The sequence below is a fragment of the Enterobacter cloacae subsp. cloacae ATCC 13047 genome (assembly GCF_000025565.1).
Lineage (GTDB): Bacteria > Pseudomonadota > Gammaproteobacteria > Enterobacterales > Enterobacteriaceae > Enterobacter > Enterobacter cloacae.
This window is the reverse complement of record NC_014121.1, coordinates 2,066,028-2,083,685: the sequence shown is the minus strand read 5'-3', so window position 1 is coordinate 2,083,685 and position 17,658 is coordinate 2,066,028. Positions and strand designations below refer to the sequence as shown.

The following is a 17,658-nucleotide window of genomic DNA, read 5'->3' as shown; positions in this document are numbered from 1 at the left end:
CCTCAGTGGTAACCTTCTGTATCAGAAACTTTTCCCCGAAAGACGTAGTAACTCCAGGCGGTGTACACCAGGATCACCGGAATAATCAGTAACGTCCCCACCAGCATAAAGAGCTGGCTGGCGGGCGGGGCCGCGGCATCCCACAGGCTAATGCCCGGCGGAATAATGTTCGGCCACAGGCTGATGCCCAGTCCGCTAAAACCGAGGAAGATAAGCCCAAGCGTCAACAGGAACGGACGCGCGTGGCTGGCCGGGTTGCGGGTCAAGCGCCAGATCCACAGGCTAAATACGCCTACCAGCAGAGGCACCGGCAGGAACCAGAAGAAGTTAGGCAGGGTAAACCAGCGCTCGGCCACGTACTGCCAGCCGAGTGGCGTCCAGATGCTCACCACCGCGATGACGACAATCAGCGCCAGCAGCACGTGGCGGGTCAACTCGCGCATGCGGTTTTGCAGTGCACCTTCGCTTTTCATGATAAGCCACGTGGTGCCCAGCAGCGTATAGGCCACCACTAGCCCGATACCGCAGAACAGGTTGAAGGGGGTCAGCCAGTCGAGGGCAGACCCCACGTAGCGTCGGCCTTCTACTTCAAAACCGTTGATCACCGCGCCGACCACCACGCCCTGGCTGAAGGTGGCGAGTAGCGAGCCTCCCGCAAAGGCATAGTCCCAGAACTGGCGGTGAGAGGGCGTCGCTTTGAAGCGGAACTCAAAGGCGACACCGCGAAAGATAAGACCGATCAGCATGGCGGTAAGCGGAATGGTGAGCGCATCGATGATCACCGCATAGGCCAGCGGAAAGGCGCCAAACAGCCCTGCGCCGCCCAGCACCAGCCAGGTTTCGTTGCCGTCCCAGACGGGGGCCACGCTGTTCACCATCACGTCGCGCTCTTTAGCATCGCCCACGAAGTTAAACAGCAGACCGATCCCCAAATCAAAGCCATCCATGATGATGTACATCAGGGTGGCGAAGACGATGATGGCAAACCAGATAACCGAGATATCGACGCCCATCAGATTCTCTCCTCTTCCGGAACAGACTCAGCGGCAGACAGCGGACGGGCGGGAGTGCCCGAGGTGTTCGAGGTTAGCGTGTCCACCGGCTGTGGTCCTTTCTTAATCAGACGCACAAGGTAGACATAGCCCACGCCAAACACCGAGCAATAAACGACGATGAAGGCCAGCAGGCTGATGCTCATCTGCAGCGTGCTATGCAGAGAGACCGCGTCGATGGTGCGCAGATAACCGTAGACCACCCACGGCTGGCGACCCACTTCGGTGGTCACCCAGCCAGCGAGCAGCGCCAGCAGACCGGCTGGCCCCATACAGAGGGCAAACCAGTGGAACGGGCGCGAGTGATACAGCCGGTGGCGATAGCGTAGCCACAGGCTCAGGACGCCGAGGGCGATCATCAACAGCCCCATGCCAACCATGATGCGGAACGACCAGAAGACGATGGTGGAGTTCGGGCGATCTTCTTTCGGGAAATCTTTCAGCGCGGGGACCTGTTTATCCAGACTGTGGGTGAGGATCAGGCTGCCGAGGGCCGGGATCTCAAGCCCGTATTTGGTGCGCTCCTCTTCCATATCCGGCAGACCAAACAGCAGCAGCGGGGTGGCTTCCCCTGGCGGATTTTCCCAGTGCCCCTCGATGGCGGCGATTTTGGCAGGCTGATGTTCAAGCGTGTTCAGGCCATGCATATCCCCGACTACGGCCTGAATGGGGGCGACCAGCAGGGCCATCCACATAGCCATCGAGAACATTTTGCGAATGGCGGGCGTGTCGTTGCCGCGCAGCAGGTGCCAGGCTCCCGACGCGCCCACAAACAGTGCGCTGCACAGGAACGCGGCAATGGACATGTGAATCAGTCGGTACGGGAAAGAGGGGTTGAAGATGACGGCCAGCCAGTCTTCAGGGATCACCTGACCGTTCTCAATGGTGAAGCCCTGCGGAGTGTGCATCCAGCTGTTAGAGGCGAGGATCCAGAAGGTGGACATTAGCGTACCCAGCGCCACCATGCAGGTTGCGAAGAAGTGCAGTCCCGGTCCAACCTTGTTCCAGCCGAACAGCATTACGCCGAGAAAACCGGCCTCCAGGAAGAAAGCGGTTAATACCTCGTAGGTCAGCAATGGCCCGGTGATGCTGCCTGCAAACTGAGAGAACCCGCTCCAGTTGGTGCCGAACTGATAGGCCATGACCAGCCCGGACACAACGCCCATACCAAAGTTGACGGCAAATATTTTGAGCCAGAAATGGTACAGGGAGCGCCAGACGTCGTTTTTGGTACGCAGCCACATCCCTTCGAGCACCACCAGATAGCTGGCAAGCCCGATGGTGATCGCCGGGAAGAGAATATGAAACGAGACGGTAAAAGCGAACTGAATTCTCGCAAGATGAAACGCGTCGAGTTCGAACATGGTCCGTACCTCTGGAACGATGGGGCACGAGAATTACCAGGCAGCGGGAGCTGCCTGGCAAAACCGGTTACGGTTTTTTCTTACCGGCGCCTAGCTCGGCACCTGTTAACGGGTCGGCGTTCGGATCGGATTTTGTGCGAGCAGACATCGCCTTGACGAGCGTAGCCTGTTCGGTCGAGAGCGTCACGCTTGCACTCCCGTCTCCACCGTCAACCGCAGGTTGGGGGGCCTCAACGTAGTCGAAATGCTTATCGCTGTTCCAGCTTCCGCGGACCTCGTCACCTTCAGACATATTGTAGTACTTGTTGGTGAATTCCTCGATTGGCGGCAATTTCCCCGGCGGGAAATTATTGCGAATAGACTGAAGCGCCTTCTCGAAGGAGAGCTGGTGCGCCGCCTCTCGCGTCATCAGAAACGCCAGTGCATCTTTCACCCCGGGATCGTCTGTCACGTTGATCAGACGCTCATAGATGATTTTTGCCCGCGCCTCTGCGGCCACGTTCGAGCGCAGATCCGCCGTAGGTTCACCAATGGTATCAACATAGGCCGCCGTCCAGGGCACACCCGCGGAGTTAGTGAGCGGGGTACCGCCGCCGTAGAGCAGGGAGGTGATATGGCTGTCGTTGCCGTTTTCGGTCATGGACCGGTACAGCTCGGCTTCGTTCTCTACCCCTTCCGCCAGCGCGCCTTTGGCCCCTTTATTCAGCATGCCGACCAGCGTCCCGATGATTTCGAGGTGGCTCAACTCTTCGGTCGCGATATCCATCAGCATATCTTTACGGCCAGGATCGTCATCACTCAGGCCCTGGGTGAAGTAGCGGCAGGCGGCCGCCAGTTCACCCTGCGGCCCGCCAAATTGTTCCAGCAGAAGATTGGCGAGGCCGGGATTCGGTTCAGCAACGCGAACCGTGTATTGCAGCTGTTTGATGTGTCGAAACATACACTCTCCTGTGGTTTATTTTTTCGCTTCGACACCTGATGCATCAGAACGCAGCAGGAACTGTTCCGTCGTTTGCGGAATATGACGAATCAGCCAGTCGGCCATCTCGCGCTCTTCGGCGAGAATGGTTTCAATGGCGGGTACAGAGGCGGTGTCGCCCGCTTTTTTGGCCGCGGCCAGCAGGGAGGTGTAGCAGGCAATTTCGAACTGTTCGAAAACATAGCCGCTGATGGAGCCTTTAACAATCTCATCGGACGGGAACATGCCGCCGATGGACTGGCCGAGCGCAGCCATTTTGCTCATCGAGTCTTTTAAAACCGAACGAGAAATATCATTACGATCGAGGATTTCCTCCAGCAATGTGATTTGCCGTTTTGTCTCATTAAGGTGCTGCTCAATACGGGCGCGAACATCAGGATAATTTTCAATACGGCTGGCCATCGATTCCAGCATTGATTCGGCTTGCTTTTCCATTGCATGGGCATCGCGTAGCCAGTCATGGTAGTGTTCTACGTGATTCATATTTCGTTCCTCATTATAGGTTCGCTTATTTGGTCTCACTTTCAGCAGCCTGATCGGCACGTGCGGCACTGTAGCCAGATAAATGGCCGACAATATTGGCGTAAATACTGATGATAATGACCCATAGTACGCTATTCTTCCACCATATTACGGAAGGGATAGCAAGAATGAACCATATTATAGCTGCCGTTAAATGGCACCGTTTAATTGTCCTGGGACTGATGCTCATTATATTTAACCTGTGTTATAGCGTCATTTTTGCGCTTTATGGTTAATATTTCCTACGGCCAGGTCGGTGAGTTTAAGATCGGTTTCTTTTTCTTCTTCCAGTGTTTCGGCAAGAAGTTTAACGGCTTTTTTATAGCCAAGTTGTTCTGCTAATGTGGCAAGGGTACCGTAACTGGCAATTTCGTAATGTTCCACTTTTTGCGCTGCAGCAATTAATGCAGCATCACGGACTTCATTCTTTTCTGTGCTTTCGATGACCTCATTGGCCTCTTCAATTAAACCTTCCATTGCCACACATTTCATTCGCTTAAGCTTAATACCGTCTTCCTGTTCGATAATCTGATCGATACGCTCAATCTGACCCTGCGTCTCCTCAAGGTGGGCGGTGAAGGCCGCGCTGAGCTTTTCACTGGAGGCGGCACGGGCGAGTTTGCTCAGGGCTCGGGTAAGCTGTTTTTCCGCGCTGTAGGTATCGGACAGTAGATGAATAAAAACATCCTCGATACTTTTCATATTCATATATTTTGCTCCGGTTAAAACGTTAAGGGAACTGCGAGCCTTTCGGCCCGCAGCATGCTCTCTGGTATTACTGAGACAGCTTAATAAAATCAGGAGTTATCAGATTTACGGCCTCCGCCGTGACTATTCTGACCCCCTTTCTTACCTGCTTCAGATGCGCGTTGCGGATCGTTTTTGAAATTACCGCCGCTGTGCTGGCCGCCTTTACGTCCAGCTTCTGATGCTTTTTCACGGTCTTCAGCGAAATTACCGGAACCACCACGATGCTCTGCCATATTAAACCTCATAGTCATATATTGGTTATGTCAGTACGATACAGAAATATTCCGTATCACTCGTCGTTCGAGTAATAACTTTAGACGCTGTGCGGCATGCGTCAAATGCGTTTCGCCATTCACGGTTGCGTTATTTAAAAATATTGGTGGGTTTACGCTTCGTTTGGCGAAAAAATATGGATGAGTGGGAAGGACTTGTAAAAAAATGCTCGGATTAATCCTAAGTTGCCGCTAAAAACCTGAAAGGTGAGGATAAAAATTGTAGCGCCACAATTTCGTTCAATTTTTAGCCGGGATGGCCTCCAAAATTACTCCTTTATAGCTAGAAAACAGAATAATCATTAATTATAAGGAAACTCCTGGACGACGGGCCGGGGGGAAAGGAAGGGGGCCAGGTACGGCCCTGACAGGTTCGGGCAGCACACGGTTTGACCACTGTCGTCGTAAGATCACAAATCGTAAATTCTTCCCCCCGGAAGGAACGGGTTTCTCTACACTCCAGGTAATATTCACTGGAGGCATGACACCATGGCGAACACCATCACGGCTGATGATATTCGGGAACATTTTTCGCAGGCTATGTCGGCGATGTACCAGCAGGAAGTTCCGCAGTACGGCACCTTGCTTGAGCTGGTCGCGGACGTAAACCTGGCGGTTCTGGAAAACAATCCACTCTTACATGAACAACTGGCGAATGCAGATGAGCTGGCGCGCCTGAATGTGGAGCGTCACGGGGCTATCCGCGTGGGCACCGCAAAAGAGCTTTCTACCCTGCGTCGTATGTTTGCCATCATGGGCATGTACCCGGTCAGCTACTATGATCTCTCTCAGGCGGGCGTTCCGGTTCACTCGACGGCATTTCGCCCGGTGGATGATGCGGCGCTGTGCCGTAACCCGTTTCGTATCTTTACCTCACTGCTGCGCCTTGAGTTGATTGAGAACGTTGCCCTGCGCGAGCGGGCGGCGGAGATCCTATCTCACCGCAACATCTTTACGCCGCGCTGCCTGGCGCTCATCGAACTGCATGAAAAAGAAGGGGCGTTCACAGAGGCGCAGGCGCGGGAGTTTGTTCAGGAAGCGTTAGAAACCTTCCGCTGGCACCGTCATGCGAAGGTCGATCAGGAGACCTATCTGGCGCTGCATAATGAGCATCGCCTGATTGCGGATGTGGTCTGTTTCCCGGGATGCCACATCAACCACCTTACGCCGCGCACGCTGGATATTGACCGGGTGCAGGAGCTGATGCCGAAGTACGGCATTGAACCCAAAATTCTGATTGAAGGGCCGCCGCGCCGCGAGGTGCCGGTGTTATTGCGTCAGACCAGCTTCAAGGCGCTGGAAGAGCCGGTGCTGTTTGCCGGGGAACATAAAGGCACCCATACCGCGCGCTTTGGTGAAATTGAGCAGCGCGGGGTGGCGTTGACGCCGAAAGGTCGCGAGCTTTATGACAGTTTGCTCGCCGAGTCCGGCACCGGCAAAGACAACCTGACCCATCAGCTTCATCTCCGTGAAGTGTTCAGCGCCTTCCCGGACAGCGAGCTGATGATGCGCCGACAGGAGCTGGCGTATTTCCGCTATCGCCTGACGCCAGCGGGTGAAGCGCATCGTCATGCGTTTCGTCCGGGCGACGATCCGCAGCCGTTAATTGAACGCGGGTGGGTGGTTGCCCAGCCGATCACCTACGAAGATTTCCTGCCGGTCAGCGCCGCAGGGATTTTCCAGTCCAATCTCGGGAATGAAACCCAGGCGCGCAGCCACGGTAACGCTAGCCGGGATGCCTTCGAAGCGGCGCTGGGCTGCCCGGTCTATGACGAGTTCGCACTGTACGAGGAGGCGGAAACCCGCAGCAAACAGCGTTGCGGTTTGCTCTGAAATCGTTACTCTTCAGGGGTGTGATGGAAAAAGAAGGTAGTTATGCAATATCCCTCCGCCCCTGTGGTTGAAACGCGCTACGGCGCACTGGCTGGTTTTACGGATAATACTGTTCAGGCGTGGTACGGCATTCCCTACGCCGCACCGCCCGTTGGCAACTGGCGCTGGCGCTCACCGCGACCGCCCGAACGCTGGGAGGGGGTTCGCACGGCAACGGCGTTTTCCGCCTCAAGCTGGCAAAGCAGCGAATATTGCCAGGAGCTGGGCGGCGGGGATCCCGGACAGTTTTCAGAGGATTGTCTTTATCTTAACGTGTGGTCGCCCGTTGACCGCGTTGAGCCGCTGCCGGTGATGGTCTGGCTGCACGGTGGTGGGTTCACGCTCGGCGCGGGTGGCTTACCGCCCTATAACGGCAGGGCGCTGGCGGAACGCGGCGTGGTGGTCGTCACCCTCAATTACCGTCTTGGTCATCTCGGCTTTTTCGCCCATCCTGCGCTGGAGGGGGAAGAAGATCGCGTGGTGCACAATTTTGCCCTGCTGGATCAGATCGCCGCCCTCGAATGGGTGCGGGACAATATCGCCGCCTTTGGCGGCAATCCCGAAAACGTCACGCTGTTTGGTGAATCAGCTGGCGCACGCAGCGTGTTGTCGCTGCTGGCCTCGCCGCTGGCGAAAGGGTTATTTCATAAAGCGATTGTGCAAAGTGGCTATACCTTGCCGGATACCCCGCGCGAGCAGGCCCTGCGAAAAGGGGAAGCGCTGGCCGCGCATTTTGGGCTGGAGAACGCGACAGCGGAGCAGCTGCGCGCTATTCCACCTGAGTCGTTCTGGCCGTTGACGGCACCACTGAATATCGCCCCGGCCCCTGTCGCCGGAGATTGTGTGCTGCCGGAGCCGATGCTGGATGTCTTCTTTGCCGCCCGTCAGCAGCCTGTCCCCATCATGATTGGCTCCAACAGCGACGAGGCGAGCGTAATGGCGGTGTTTGGCATCGATCTCGCCGGACAAATTCAGAAGCTCCGCCGGGAGCGGCGCTTTGGTCTGGGGCTGATCAAGCTGCTCTATCCGGGCGTGAAAGGCGATGAAGAGCTGGGAAGGCAGGTGTGCCGGGATATGGCGTTCACCACCATGGGCTATGTGGTGATGCAGGCCCAGCAGCGCGTCGGCGCGCCGTGCTGGCGCTACTGGTTTGACTATGTGGCCGAAGCGGAGCACGCCACCTATATCAACGGTGCCTGGCACGGCAACGAGGTGCCGTATGTGTTTGATACGCTCGGAGAGGTGGAACCTTCACGGCAGTATGTGAACGCGCGTGATGTACAGTTCGCCGCCCACGTGGCCGACTACTGGGTGAGTTTTGCCCGCGATGCGGGGCATCGTGACAGCCTGCCTGGGCCGACGCACTGGCCAGCCTGCCGTAAAGGGCGTGACGTCCTGTTACGCATTGGTGTGAATAAGCATGCAGGTTTTAAGCTTGAAAACCGCTTTATGCGCGCCCGCATGAGCCTCTTTAAACGGGTGATGAAGCACCACGTTAACCTCGATTAAGCAAACAGGCGCGAAACGCGGCCAGGCCGTTTTCCGTGCCTGGCGCTTCGCGCAGCACCAGCCGGTAGCTCGCACCGGTTTTGATACTGGTCGCAAAAGGCCGCACCAGCCTTCCTGCGCGGATGTCCTCTTCCACCAGCGTTTCATCGGCGATGGCGACGCCCAGCCCCTGAATGGCCGCCGTAATGGCGAGATCCATCGTGTCGAAGTGTTGATTTTTGTGCATAACAACGCCCGGCTCATCCTGTTTCGCCAGCCACAGTGACCAGTCGGTTTTATCCCGTGTCGGGTGAAGAAAGGTCAATGAACCCAGTCCGGCCCCCGCCCGCAGCGGGCTGAGCACCGGAGTTAACGCCTCTTCGAACAGCAGATCGCCCGCGCTCATGTGCGTGCCAAACACGATGGCGGCGTCGTAGGATTCGGTTTTAAAGTTGACGTTATGATCGGTGGTGGTGGTCAACGCGATTTGCAGATCGGGTTGCTCGCGCTCTACCTCCAGCAGGCGCGGCACCAGCCAGCGCATGGCGCAGGTGGGCGCTTTCAGCCGGATCACCGTATGCTGGGCCCGGGCCCGATCGGCCACGTTGAGCATCTGTTCGAAAGCGGATTGTAGCTCCGGCAGCAGGGCGCTACCCTGGGAAGAGAGGCGCAACCCGCGCGCGTGGCGCTCAAACAGCGGAAAGCCAAACCACGCTTCCAGAGCGGCGATTTTACGGCTCACGGCCCCTTGAGTCAGACAAAGCTCTCTGGCGGCATGGGTGAGATTCAGGTGACGCGCGGTCACCAGGAAGGCGTCGATGGCATTGAGCGGGAGCGAACGGCGCGACATAAAAACACCTCAGCTATGCATTTTTCTCATGGCTATTATGACAACAATTCGATTGTCCCGGCAACGGCGTTGTTGTTTGAATAGTTATGCAATCCCCATGAGAAGGATAAATGATGACCCTGAAGACCGCGGTACAAACCCGTTCCAAATTACCGGATGTGGGTACCACCATTTTTACCGTAATCGGCCAGCTTTCTGCTCAGCACAACGCCATCAATCTTTCTCAGGGCGCACCGAATTTTTCCTGCGACCCGAAACTGATTGCGGGCGTTACCCGCGCCATGGAGGCAGGGCATAACCAGTATGCCGCGATGACCGGCCTGCAGTCTTTGAAAGAGCGTATCGCGGAGAAAATTGCCACCCTTTACGGCACCACGTATGACCCGGGGCGCGAGGTGCTGGTTACCGCCAGTGCCAGCCAGGGGCTCTATTCCGCCATCAGCGGGCTGGTGCATCCGGGCGATGAGGTGATCTACTTCGAACCGTCATTTGATAGCTACGCGCCGATTGTTCGCCTTCAGGGCGCCACCCCGGTCGCCATCAAACTCACGGTGCCGGATTTTGCCGTGAACTGGGATGAGGTCCGCGCGGCCATCACCCCCAAAACGCGCATGATCATCATCAACACGCCACATAATCCAAGCGGGCAGGTGTTCTCCGCGAATGACCTGCAGCAGCTGGTGGCCGTGACGCGCAATACCGATATCATTATTTTGTCTGACGAAGTGTATGAGCACGTCGTTTTTGACGATGAGCCGCACCACGGTATGGCCACACACCCGCAGCTGGCGGAGCGTAGCGTCATTATCTCTTCCTTCGGAAAAACCTATCACGTTACCGGATGGCGCGTGGGGTACTGTGTTGCACCGGCGGCACTGATGGAAGAGATTTGTAAAGTGCATCAATTTTTGATGTTTTCTGCCGATACGCCAATGCAGCATGCGTTTGCCGAACATATGACCGATCCGCAAACCTGGCTGTCGCTGGCGCCGTTTTATCAGCGCAAGCGCGATCTGCTGCAAACTCTGCTGGCTGAGTCGCCGTTTAAACTGCTGCCGAGCGCGGGCTCGTTCTTCCTGCTGGCAGATTACAGCCCATTCAGCGACGAGCCCGACAGCGAGATGGTGAAACGGCTGATCGTTGAGTGCGGTGTCGCGACCATTCCGCTGTCCGCTTTCTATACGGATGGTACGGACAATAAATTGATTCGTCTCTCTTTTGCCAAAGATGAGGCGACGTTACGGGCAGGTGCCCAGGCCCTGTGTCGGGTTGAACCACGCTAAGGAGTTTGAGATGAAATTACGCGCGTTAGTTGTCGGCATGGGACTGCTGTGTACGTTTTCGTCATTCGCGGCCACCGAACTGCGGTACGGACTGGAAGCGGAATATCCACCGTTTGAGAGCCGCAATGCCTCCGGCGAGCTGGAAGGGTTTGACGTTGAATTGGGGAATGCCATTTGCAAAGCCGCAGCGCTGAAATGCACCTGGGTGGAAACATCCTTTGATGCGTTGATTCCGGGACTGGTGGCGAAGAAATTTGATGCCATCAACTCGGCGATGAACATCACCGAACAGCGGCGCAAAAGTATCGATTTTACCCAACCTATCTACCGCATCCCCTCGCAGTTAGTGGGCAAGGCCGGAACCGCAGTAGAGGCGACACCTGAAGGGCTGAAGGGCAAAACCATTGGCGTGTTGCAGGGTTCCATTCAGGAAACCTATGCCAAAGAGCACTGGGAAAAGCAGGGTGTCACGGTAGTGTCGTATAAAGATCAGAATATGGCGTGGGGCGATTTGCTGAATGGCCGCATCGACGCCTCGCTGGTGATGTCCGCGGCCGGGCAGGCAGGGTTCCTGAGCAAGCCGCAGGGGAAAGGGTTTGGCTTTATCGGCAAACCGGTGTCTGACGACACCATCCTCGGCAGCGGGATCGGCTTTGGGCTGCGCAAAGGGGATGAGGCCACCAAAAAGCAGCTTGATGCCGCGATTGATAAAGTTCGTGCCGACGGCACGATCGCAAAACTCACTGATAAGTACTTCCCGGGTATCGATGTCAGCGTAAAATAACCACCTCATTTCGCCCCGGTTGTCGATGTCGCACCGGGGCATTTTTCTTCACACTTTCCAGGCTTTCTTTACACCACTTTCGGGCCGTTCTGGTCGACAGAAAATATTTCTCACTTTGCTCATATAATCACCGGCCAACAATTGGATTCTTAACCGTTTTTGTTTAGGCTGTGCGTTCTTTCTTGCCGTCATTTCGCCGAGCGCGAAACACATTCACACGACCATAAGGACGTTTTTCCAGGCATGAATCGCAGACGTTTTTTACAAGGTTCGCTGGCAATGGCAGCCCTGAGCGGCACTTCTGGCCTTGCTTCACTGTTCTCCAGAGCGGCCTATGCCGCTGACTCTGACATCGCCGATGGCCAGAGCCGTCGTTTTGACTTCTCCGTACTGCAATCCATGGCCCATGACCTGGCGAAAACCCCGTGGGGTGGTGCGCCGCGTCCGCTGCCGGAAACGCTGGCAACCATGACGCCGCAGGCCTATAACGCCATCCGGTACGATGAAAAGCAGTCCCTGTGGAATAACATTGAAGGCCGTCAGCTTGACGTGCAGTTCTTCCACATGGGGATGGGCTTCCGCCGCCGCGTGCGGATGTTCTCCCTGGACCAGTCGACCTCCCAGGCGCGTGAGATCCACTTCCGCCCGGAGCTCTTCAGCTACGGGGATACCGGGGTAGATACCAAACAGCTGGAAGGGCAGAGCGACCTCGGTTTTGCCGGCTTCCGCGCCTTCAAAGCGCCTGAGCTGGCGCGTCGCGATATTGTCTCTTTCCTCGGCGCGAGCTATTTCCGTGCGGTGGATGACACTTACCAGTACGGCCTGTCGGCGCGTGGTCTGGCGGTGGATACCTTTACCGACACGCCGGAAGAGTTTCCTGATTTTACGGCCTTCTGGTTTGAAACCGTCAAACCGGGCGACACCACCTTTACCGTCTATACGCTGCTGGACAGCCCAAGCATTACCGGTGCCTATAAGTTCGTGATCCACTGCGAGAAGAGCCAGGTGATCATGGAGGTGGAAAACCATCTCTATGCGCGTAAAGACATCAAACAGCTCGGTATCGCGCCGATGACCAGTATGTTCAGCTGCGGCAATAACGAGCGCCGTATGTGCGACACCATTCATCCGCAGATCCATGACTCTGACCGTCTTGCCATGTGGCGCGGTAACGGCGAGTGGATCTGCCGTCCGCTGAACAACCCGCAGAAATTGCAGTTCAATGCCTTTGTCGATAAAAACCCGAAAGGGTTTGGTTTGCTGCAGCTTGACCGGGATTTCTCCCACTATCAGGACGTGATGGGCTGGTATAACAAACGCCCAAGCCTGTGGGTGGAGCCGCGTAACGACTGGGGTAAAGGTGCGGTTGGCCTGATGGAGATCCCGACCACGGGTGAAACGCTGGATAACGTGGTTTGCTTCTGGCAGCCGGAAAAAGCGGTCAAAGCGGGCGATGAGTTGGACTTCAAATATCGCCTGTACTGGAGCGCCATGCCGCCGGTACGTTCCCCGCTGGCCAACGTCTTCGCGACGCGTACCGGTATGGGCGGCTTCCCGGAAGGCTGGGCGCCAGGTGAACACTACCCGAAAGTGTGGGCCCGCCGCTTCGCCATCGACTTTGTCGGCGGCGATCTGAAAGCGGCCGCGCCGAAGGGGATTGAGCCGGTGATCACGCTCTCCAGCGGTGAAGCGAAGCAGGTGGAAATCCTCTACGTTGAGCCGTTTGACGGATACCGCATTCTGTTTGACTGGTACCCAACGTCCGATTCGACGGAGCCGGTGGACATGCGCCTGTTCCTGCGCTGTCAGGGCGATGCGATCAGTGAAACCTGGCTGTATCAGTATTTCCCGCCAGCGCCGGACAAACGTAATTACGTTGACGACCGGGTAATGCGTTAACGATCGATTCCCTCTCCCTTTGGGAGAGGGTTAGGGTGAGGGGCAATGACCGCAGCAAAATTCGAAATTATCCCGGTATCAGACGCTATCGAACTTCGCGCCGTCGAAGAGCGCTACACCGCCGATCTGCACAACCTCGTTGTCAAAAAACGCACCTTTCTGCAAACCGCGTTTGATTGGGCGCAGCACGTGGGAACGGAAGAAGACACCCGACGTAACGTGCAAAGCAACCAGATGCTACATCAGCGCGGCTACGCGAAAATGTTTCTTATTTTTCAGGCGGACGAACTGGTGGGCGTGCTGTCGTTCAATTCCATTGAGCCGGTTAATAAAACGGGCTACATCGGCTACTGGCTCGATGAAGCGCATCAGGGGAAGGGGATCCTCTCCTGCGCCTTGCAGGCATTTATGCGCTACTACGTTGAGCGGGGCGAGATCCGCCGTTTTGTGATCAAGTGCCGGGTGGCGAATCAGAACAGCAACAACGTTGCGCGTCGCAACGGCTTTACCCTGGAAGGGTGCCTGCGGGAAGCGGAATACCTCAATGGCCGTTATGACGATGTGAACCTTTACGGCAGAGTTTTCCACCTATAGCGCGCCCAGCAGGGGCGTGCGGGTGATTCGACTCTCGCCGTTAACCACTTTTTCGCCGCGCAGATGAATGCTGTCGCCGTCGAAAGCCTCAATGACGGCATCGTCGGTGATTTCAACGTGGTGCTCAATCAGTACGTCGCCGCTGATCCGCGCCCGTCCCTGAATCACGACCTTATCATCAATCATGATCGGCCCCCCGCGTAGCCACGCCTGACCGCCAATCAGCACGTGGTGCTTAATTACGCAGTTGCCTTCCACCACCGCATTCTCAGCCACCTGGGAGCTGTAACGCACGGTAGGAATGGCATCGTCGTCGAATCCGGCAATCAGGCGCGCGTTGCCGTACACTTTTGCGCAGTCGCAGACCCAGACGTTATTGATATCGTTCCCTTCAAGAATGGCCTTGTCGAACACCTCGGCACGGTGCTCGATAAACGCATAATTGACGATGGCCTCGCCGTAGATTTGCGCCTGATGCACCACGCGCGACTGGCTGACGGTCGCGTTGTCGTAGATTTTAAGGATCTGCTCCTGGTCTGGGGTTAAGCCTTTGGCGGCGATAATCATGCTGTTATGCAGCACCCGGGCATCACCAAAAATATGGCATTCCCCCCGTACGGTGGAGTTTTGAATGGTGACGTTGTCACTTATTCGCGCCCCATGGCTCACGTTTGCCCCGTCCAGCCAGCTGTTGCCGCTAATATGGGCATGGTCGCTGACGACACACGGCAGGGTCAGACGGGCATTGCCCGAGACGGTCGCACCGGCGAAGACCACGCTGTTTTCGTCGTAGATCCAGCAGTTCCCCTCCTGAGACAAGGCGCGTTCATCTTCAATCCAGCCGCCTTTCGTCCCGGCGGCGACGTCATTAAAATCTGTCGTGGCGATAATCTGTTTTAATGTAGCCGAGTGGGGCGTTTCGCCGTTTTTCCAGTGCCAGAGCCGGGTTTCATCGCTGAGCCGATACTTTTTCATCGTGTTATCCCTGGTAAGCGTCTTCACTAAACGTAGCAAACTTTCAGCTTTGCGTTGTGCTGGCATCCGAGGCGGAAACACCTTAAAATGGCATTTCAAATACATTTTAAAATTTAAAATTAATGAATAAAAATGACGAAACCCGGCAGGTACTTAACCTCCCCGCAGGTTATTTTGGCATGGTCCTTGGCATTATCGGCATGGGGTTCGCCTGGCGATATGCCAGCACCCTCTGGCCGGTTACGCGCTGGCCGGGTGAGGGGTTGGTTGCCCTTGCGGTGGTATGTTGGTTTTTACTGACGGTGGCGTTTATTACGCGCGCGGTGCGTTTCCCGCGTAGCGTGCTGGCGGAAATGCGACACCCGGTAATGAGCAGCTTTGTCAGCCTTTTTCCGGCCACCACGATGCTGGTTGCGATTGGGTTTGTCCCCTGGTACCGCCCGGTTTCGCTGGTGTTGTTTGCCGTGGGCGTGGTGGTGCAGCTTGCCTATGCCGCCTGGCAAAGCGCCGGGCTATGGCGCGGTAACCATCCTCAGGAGGCGACAACGCCGGGGTTATATCTGCCTACGGTGGCAAACAATTTTATCAGCGCGATGGCGTGTGGTGCGCTGGGGTTTAACGATGCAGGGTTAGTCTTCCTCGGCGCAGGCGTCTTTTCCTGGCTCAGCCTGGAACCGGTTATTCTCCAGCGCCTTCGTAGCGCGGGTGAACTGCCCACCGCACTGCGTACGTCGCTGGGTATACAACTGGCCCCGGCGCTGGTGGCCTGCAGCGCCTGGATTAGCGTCAACGGCGGTGAAGCCGATACCTTTGCCAAAATGCTGTTCGGTTATGGCCTGTTGCAACTGCTGTTTATGTTGCGTCTGTTGCCGTGGTACATGTCTCAGCCGTTTAACGCATCGTTCTGGAGCTTCTCGTTTGGCGTGTCGGCACTGGCAACCACCGGCCTGCATCTGGGGCATAGCAGCGCGTCAGGCTTTTTCCACGCCATTGCTGTGCCGCTCTTTATCTTCACTAACTTCATCATTGGGATGCTGTTGGTTCGTACATTCATCCTGCTGATACAGGGCAAACTTCTGGTGCGCACTGAGAAAGCACGGCTTATGCAATCTGAGGAACAATAATGGCTGTCGACGAAAACTACTTCACCGAGAAATATGGACTCACCCGTACCCATTCAGAGGTGCTGTACAGCGCAGAGATCGTTAAGCCCGGTAAAACGCTCGATCTCGGCTGCGGCAATGGCCGCAACAGCCTCTACCTGGCCGCTAACGGTTACGATGTGACGGCGTGGGATAAAAACCCCATGAGCATCGATAACATCGAACGCATTAAAGCGGCGGAAGGGATAGCAAACCTACAGACGGCGATCAAAGATCTGAACAGCCTGAGCTTTGACGGGGAATACGATTTCATTCTCTCCACCGTGGTGCTGATGTTCCTTGAAGCGAAAACCATCCCTGGTTTGATCGCCAATATGCAGCGCTGCACGAAACCGGGCGGTTACAACCTGATTGTGGCCGCCATGGATACTGCGGATTATCCTTGTACCGTCGGCTTCCCGTTTGCATTCAAAACCGGCGAACTGAGCCACTATTACGAAGGCTGGGATCTGCTTAAGTACAACGAAGATCCCGGCGAACTGCACCGCACCGACGAGAACGGCAACCGCATCAAGCTGCGCTTCGCGACCCTGCTGGCGCGTAAACCCGCTTAACGGGCGGCCAGCAGACAGAGCTGCAGGGCAGTGTGGTAAGAGGCCTCGAACGACGACAGCGGCAGAAACTCAAACCGTGAGTGGAAATTGTGCGCGCCGGTGAAGAAGTTCGGGGTTAACAACCCTTTGGCTGAAAGCGCCGCGCCGTCTGTTCCGCCGCGCATCGGGGTGGGTTTGGGGGTGATCCCAAGGGATTCCATTGCCGCAAACATCAGGTCTATGGCCCGGCGATCTTCCCCAATCGCATTGCTGATATTGCTGTAGGTATCCTCAATCTGGTACTCCACCTTAGCGGTGGGGTGTCGGGCGGCAATCAGCGCCGCGACGTCGGCAATCTGCTGCTTACGGGCGGAAAAGCTTGCCTGATCGAAGTCGCGGATATTCGCTCTCAGTACGGCCTCGTTTTGCCCGGACTGAATGCCGTTGAACCAGATATAGCCCTCACACCCCTCGGTGCACTCCGGGGTTTGCTGGCGGTCAAAATGGTTAATAAAATCCGTCGCCATCAGCAGCGGGTTCACCAGCACGCCTTTGGCAGACATGGGGTGCGCGGTGACGCCGGTAAAACGGATTTCTGCCGCCGCCGCGTTAAAGTTTTCATAGACAATTTCACCCAGCTCGCAGCAGTCAATCGTCCAGGCAAAATCAACGTCGAAGCGCTTCAGATCCAGCGCTTTTGCCCCCTTCAGGCCAATCTCCTCATCCGGCACAAACGCAACCACGATATCCCCATGCTGATGCGCCGACGTCAGGTTTTCCAGCAGGGTCATCACCACAGTCACGGCGGCTTTATTATCTGCGCCTAATACGCTGGTTCCATCGCTGAAAATAATCTCTTCGCCGGGATAGGCCAGAATTTCCGGGTGCTCATTGACGCGAAGCCAGATCTCTTTCTCTTTATTCAGACAGAGGTCTTCACCAGTGAAGGTTAATATTTGTGGATGAATATCCGGTGATAATCCCACGTCAACGGTATCAATATGGGTAATAAATCCAATCCGCGGCGCGCCGGGCACATTGCCTTTTTTTACCGCGGTGACCGTGGCAAATTCGTCGATGACAATGTCGTCTAAGCCCAGCTGTGTCAGCTCTTTCGCCAGTTCCCGCGCCATCTCATGCTGGCCCGGAGTGGAAGGGAGAGTGCTGACTTTTGCATCGCTCTGGCTGGTGATGGCGAGATAACGGAAAAAGCGTTGCGTTAATTGTCTGGAAAGCGGCGAGCCCATAGTGTTTTCTTCCTTATTTATTTTTCGGGTG

Annotated in this window: 18 protein-coding genes; 8 read left to right on the top strand and 10 right to left on the bottom strand. The window is 56.1% G+C overall.

The features are described 5' to 3' along the window. Positions 1-2: 2 nt before the first annotated feature. The 7 genes from cydB to ECL_RS10045 all read right to left on the bottom strand — a co-directional run bounded on the left by cydB (position 3) and on the right by ECL_RS10045 (position 4,900). A complete protein-coding gene (cydB, locus tag ECL_RS10075; protein ID WP_013096666.1) occupies positions 3-1,013 on the bottom strand; it encodes a cytochrome d ubiquinol oxidase subunit II in 1,011 nt (336 codons plus the stop codon). Beyond that, positions 1,013-2,416, bottom strand: a complete 1,404-nt coding sequence (locus ECL_RS10070; protein WP_013096665.1) for a cytochrome ubiquinol oxidase subunit I — start codon at positions 2,414-2,416, stop codon at positions 1,013-1,015. The genes cydB and ECL_RS10070 overlap by 1 nt, the downstream gene beginning before the upstream one ends. 67 nt (positions 2,417-2,483) lie before the next feature. Further along, positions 2,484-3,356 carry a manganese catalase family protein gene (locus tag ECL_RS10065; protein ID WP_013096664.1) on the bottom strand — a complete coding sequence of 291 codons (873 nt, stop codon included), beginning with the start codon at positions 3,354-3,356 and terminating at the stop codon, positions 2,484-2,486. A gap of 15 nt (positions 3,357-3,371) precedes the next feature. Continuing rightward, positions 3,372-3,878 carry a ferritin-like domain-containing protein gene (locus tag ECL_RS10060; protein WP_013096663.1) on the bottom strand — a complete coding sequence of 169 codons (507 nt, stop codon included), beginning with the start codon at positions 3,876-3,878 and terminating at the stop codon, positions 3,372-3,374. A 25-nt stretch (positions 3,879-3,903) separates the two neighbouring features. Further along, positions 3,904-4,107 carry a hypothetical protein gene (locus ECL_RS10055; RefSeq protein ID WP_013096662.1) on the bottom strand — a complete coding sequence of 68 codons (204 nt, stop codon included), beginning with the start codon at positions 4,105-4,107 and terminating at the stop codon, positions 3,904-3,906. 23 nt (positions 4,108-4,130) lie between these two features. Next, complete coding sequence (locus ECL_RS10050; RefSeq protein ID WP_013096661.1) at positions 4,131-4,625, bottom strand: YciE/YciF ferroxidase family protein; 495 nt, start codon at positions 4,623-4,625, stop codon at positions 4,131-4,133. A gap of 89 nt (positions 4,626-4,714) precedes the next feature. Continuing rightward, entirely contained in the window at positions 4,715-4,900 is a 186-nt protein-coding gene (locus ECL_RS10045) for a con-10 family general stress protein (protein WP_004150795.1), read from the bottom strand. A gap of 528 nt (positions 4,901-5,428) precedes the next feature. On the opposite strand from ECL_RS10045, the gene hglS reads away from it, so the two are divergent. Both hglS and ECL_RS10035 read left to right on the top strand, forming a co-directional pair. Continuing rightward, complete coding sequence (gene hglS / locus ECL_RS10040) at positions 5,429-6,772, top strand: 2-oxoadipate dioxygenase/decarboxylase HglS (protein WP_013096660.1); 1,344 nt, start codon at positions 5,429-5,431, stop codon at positions 6,770-6,772. A gap of 42 nt (positions 6,773-6,814) precedes the next feature. Then, the gene (locus ECL_RS10035) at positions 6,815-8,320 is read left to right on the top strand and encodes a carboxylesterase/lipase family protein (RefSeq protein WP_013096659.1); all 1,506 of its coding nucleotides are present in this window, start codon (positions 6,815-6,817) and stop codon (positions 8,318-8,320) included. Here ECL_RS10035 and ECL_RS10030 read toward each other — a convergent pair. Beyond that, positions 8,307-9,149: a LysR family transcriptional regulator gene (locus tag ECL_RS10030; RefSeq protein WP_044158401.1), complete on the bottom strand. Its 843-nt coding sequence runs from the start codon at positions 9,147-9,149 to the stop codon at positions 8,307-8,309. The two genes, ECL_RS10035 and ECL_RS10030, sit on opposite strands and share 14 nt — an antisense overlap. A gap of 113 nt (positions 9,150-9,262) precedes the next feature. Between ECL_RS10030 and ECL_RS10025 the strand changes: the two genes are divergently transcribed. The 4 genes from ECL_RS10025 (at position 9,263) to rimL (ending at position 13,709) form a co-directional block, all read left to right on the top strand. Further along, the gene (locus ECL_RS10025; protein ID WP_013096656.1) at positions 9,263-10,432 is read left to right on the top strand and encodes a pyridoxal phosphate-dependent aminotransferase; all 1,170 of its coding nucleotides are present in this window, start codon (positions 9,263-9,265) and stop codon (positions 10,430-10,432) included. 10 nt (positions 10,433-10,442) lie between these two features. Further along, entirely contained in the window at positions 10,443-11,216 is a 774-nt protein-coding gene (locus tag ECL_RS10020; protein ID WP_013096655.1) for an ABC transporter substrate-binding protein, read from the top strand. A gap of 243 nt (positions 11,217-11,459) precedes the next feature. Then, entirely contained in the window at positions 11,460-13,115 is a 1,656-nt protein-coding gene (locus ECL_RS10015) for a glucan biosynthesis protein D (RefSeq protein WP_013096654.1), read from the top strand. A gap of 45 nt (positions 13,116-13,160) precedes the next feature. Beyond that, positions 13,161-13,709: a 50S ribosomal protein L7/L12-serine acetyltransferase gene (rimL, locus tag ECL_RS10010; protein ID WP_013096653.1), complete on the top strand. Its 549-nt coding sequence runs from the start codon at positions 13,161-13,163 to the stop codon at positions 13,707-13,709. Here rimL and ydcK read toward each other — a convergent pair. Continuing rightward, entirely contained in the window at positions 13,704-14,684 is a 981-nt protein-coding gene (gene ydcK / locus ECL_RS10005) for a YdcK family protein (RefSeq protein WP_013096652.1), read from the bottom strand. The genes rimL and ydcK overlap by 6 nt on opposite strands. Positions 14,685-14,806: 122 nt before the next feature. Here ydcK and tehA point away from each other — a divergent pair, with 122 nt between their 5' ends. Next, positions 14,807-15,808 (top strand): dicarboxylate transporter/tellurite-resistance protein TehA, encoded by a 1,002-nt coding sequence (tehA, locus tag ECL_RS10000; protein ID WP_013096651.1) that lies wholly within the window; start codon positions 14,807-14,809, stop codon positions 15,806-15,808. Then, positions 15,808-16,401, top strand: coding sequence for a tellurite resistance methyltransferase TehB (tehB, locus tag ECL_RS09995; protein ID WP_013096650.1), 594 nt, complete (start codon positions 15,808-15,810; stop codon positions 16,399-16,401). The genes tehA and tehB overlap by 1 nt, the downstream gene beginning before the upstream one ends. Here the strand turns inward: tehB and pepT are convergent. Next, complete coding sequence (gene pepT, locus ECL_RS09990; RefSeq protein ID WP_013096649.1) at positions 16,398-17,627, bottom strand: peptidase T; 1,230 nt, start codon at positions 17,625-17,627, stop codon at positions 16,398-16,400. The genes tehB and pepT overlap by 4 nt on opposite strands. Positions 17,628-17,658 lie beyond the last annotated feature (31 nt).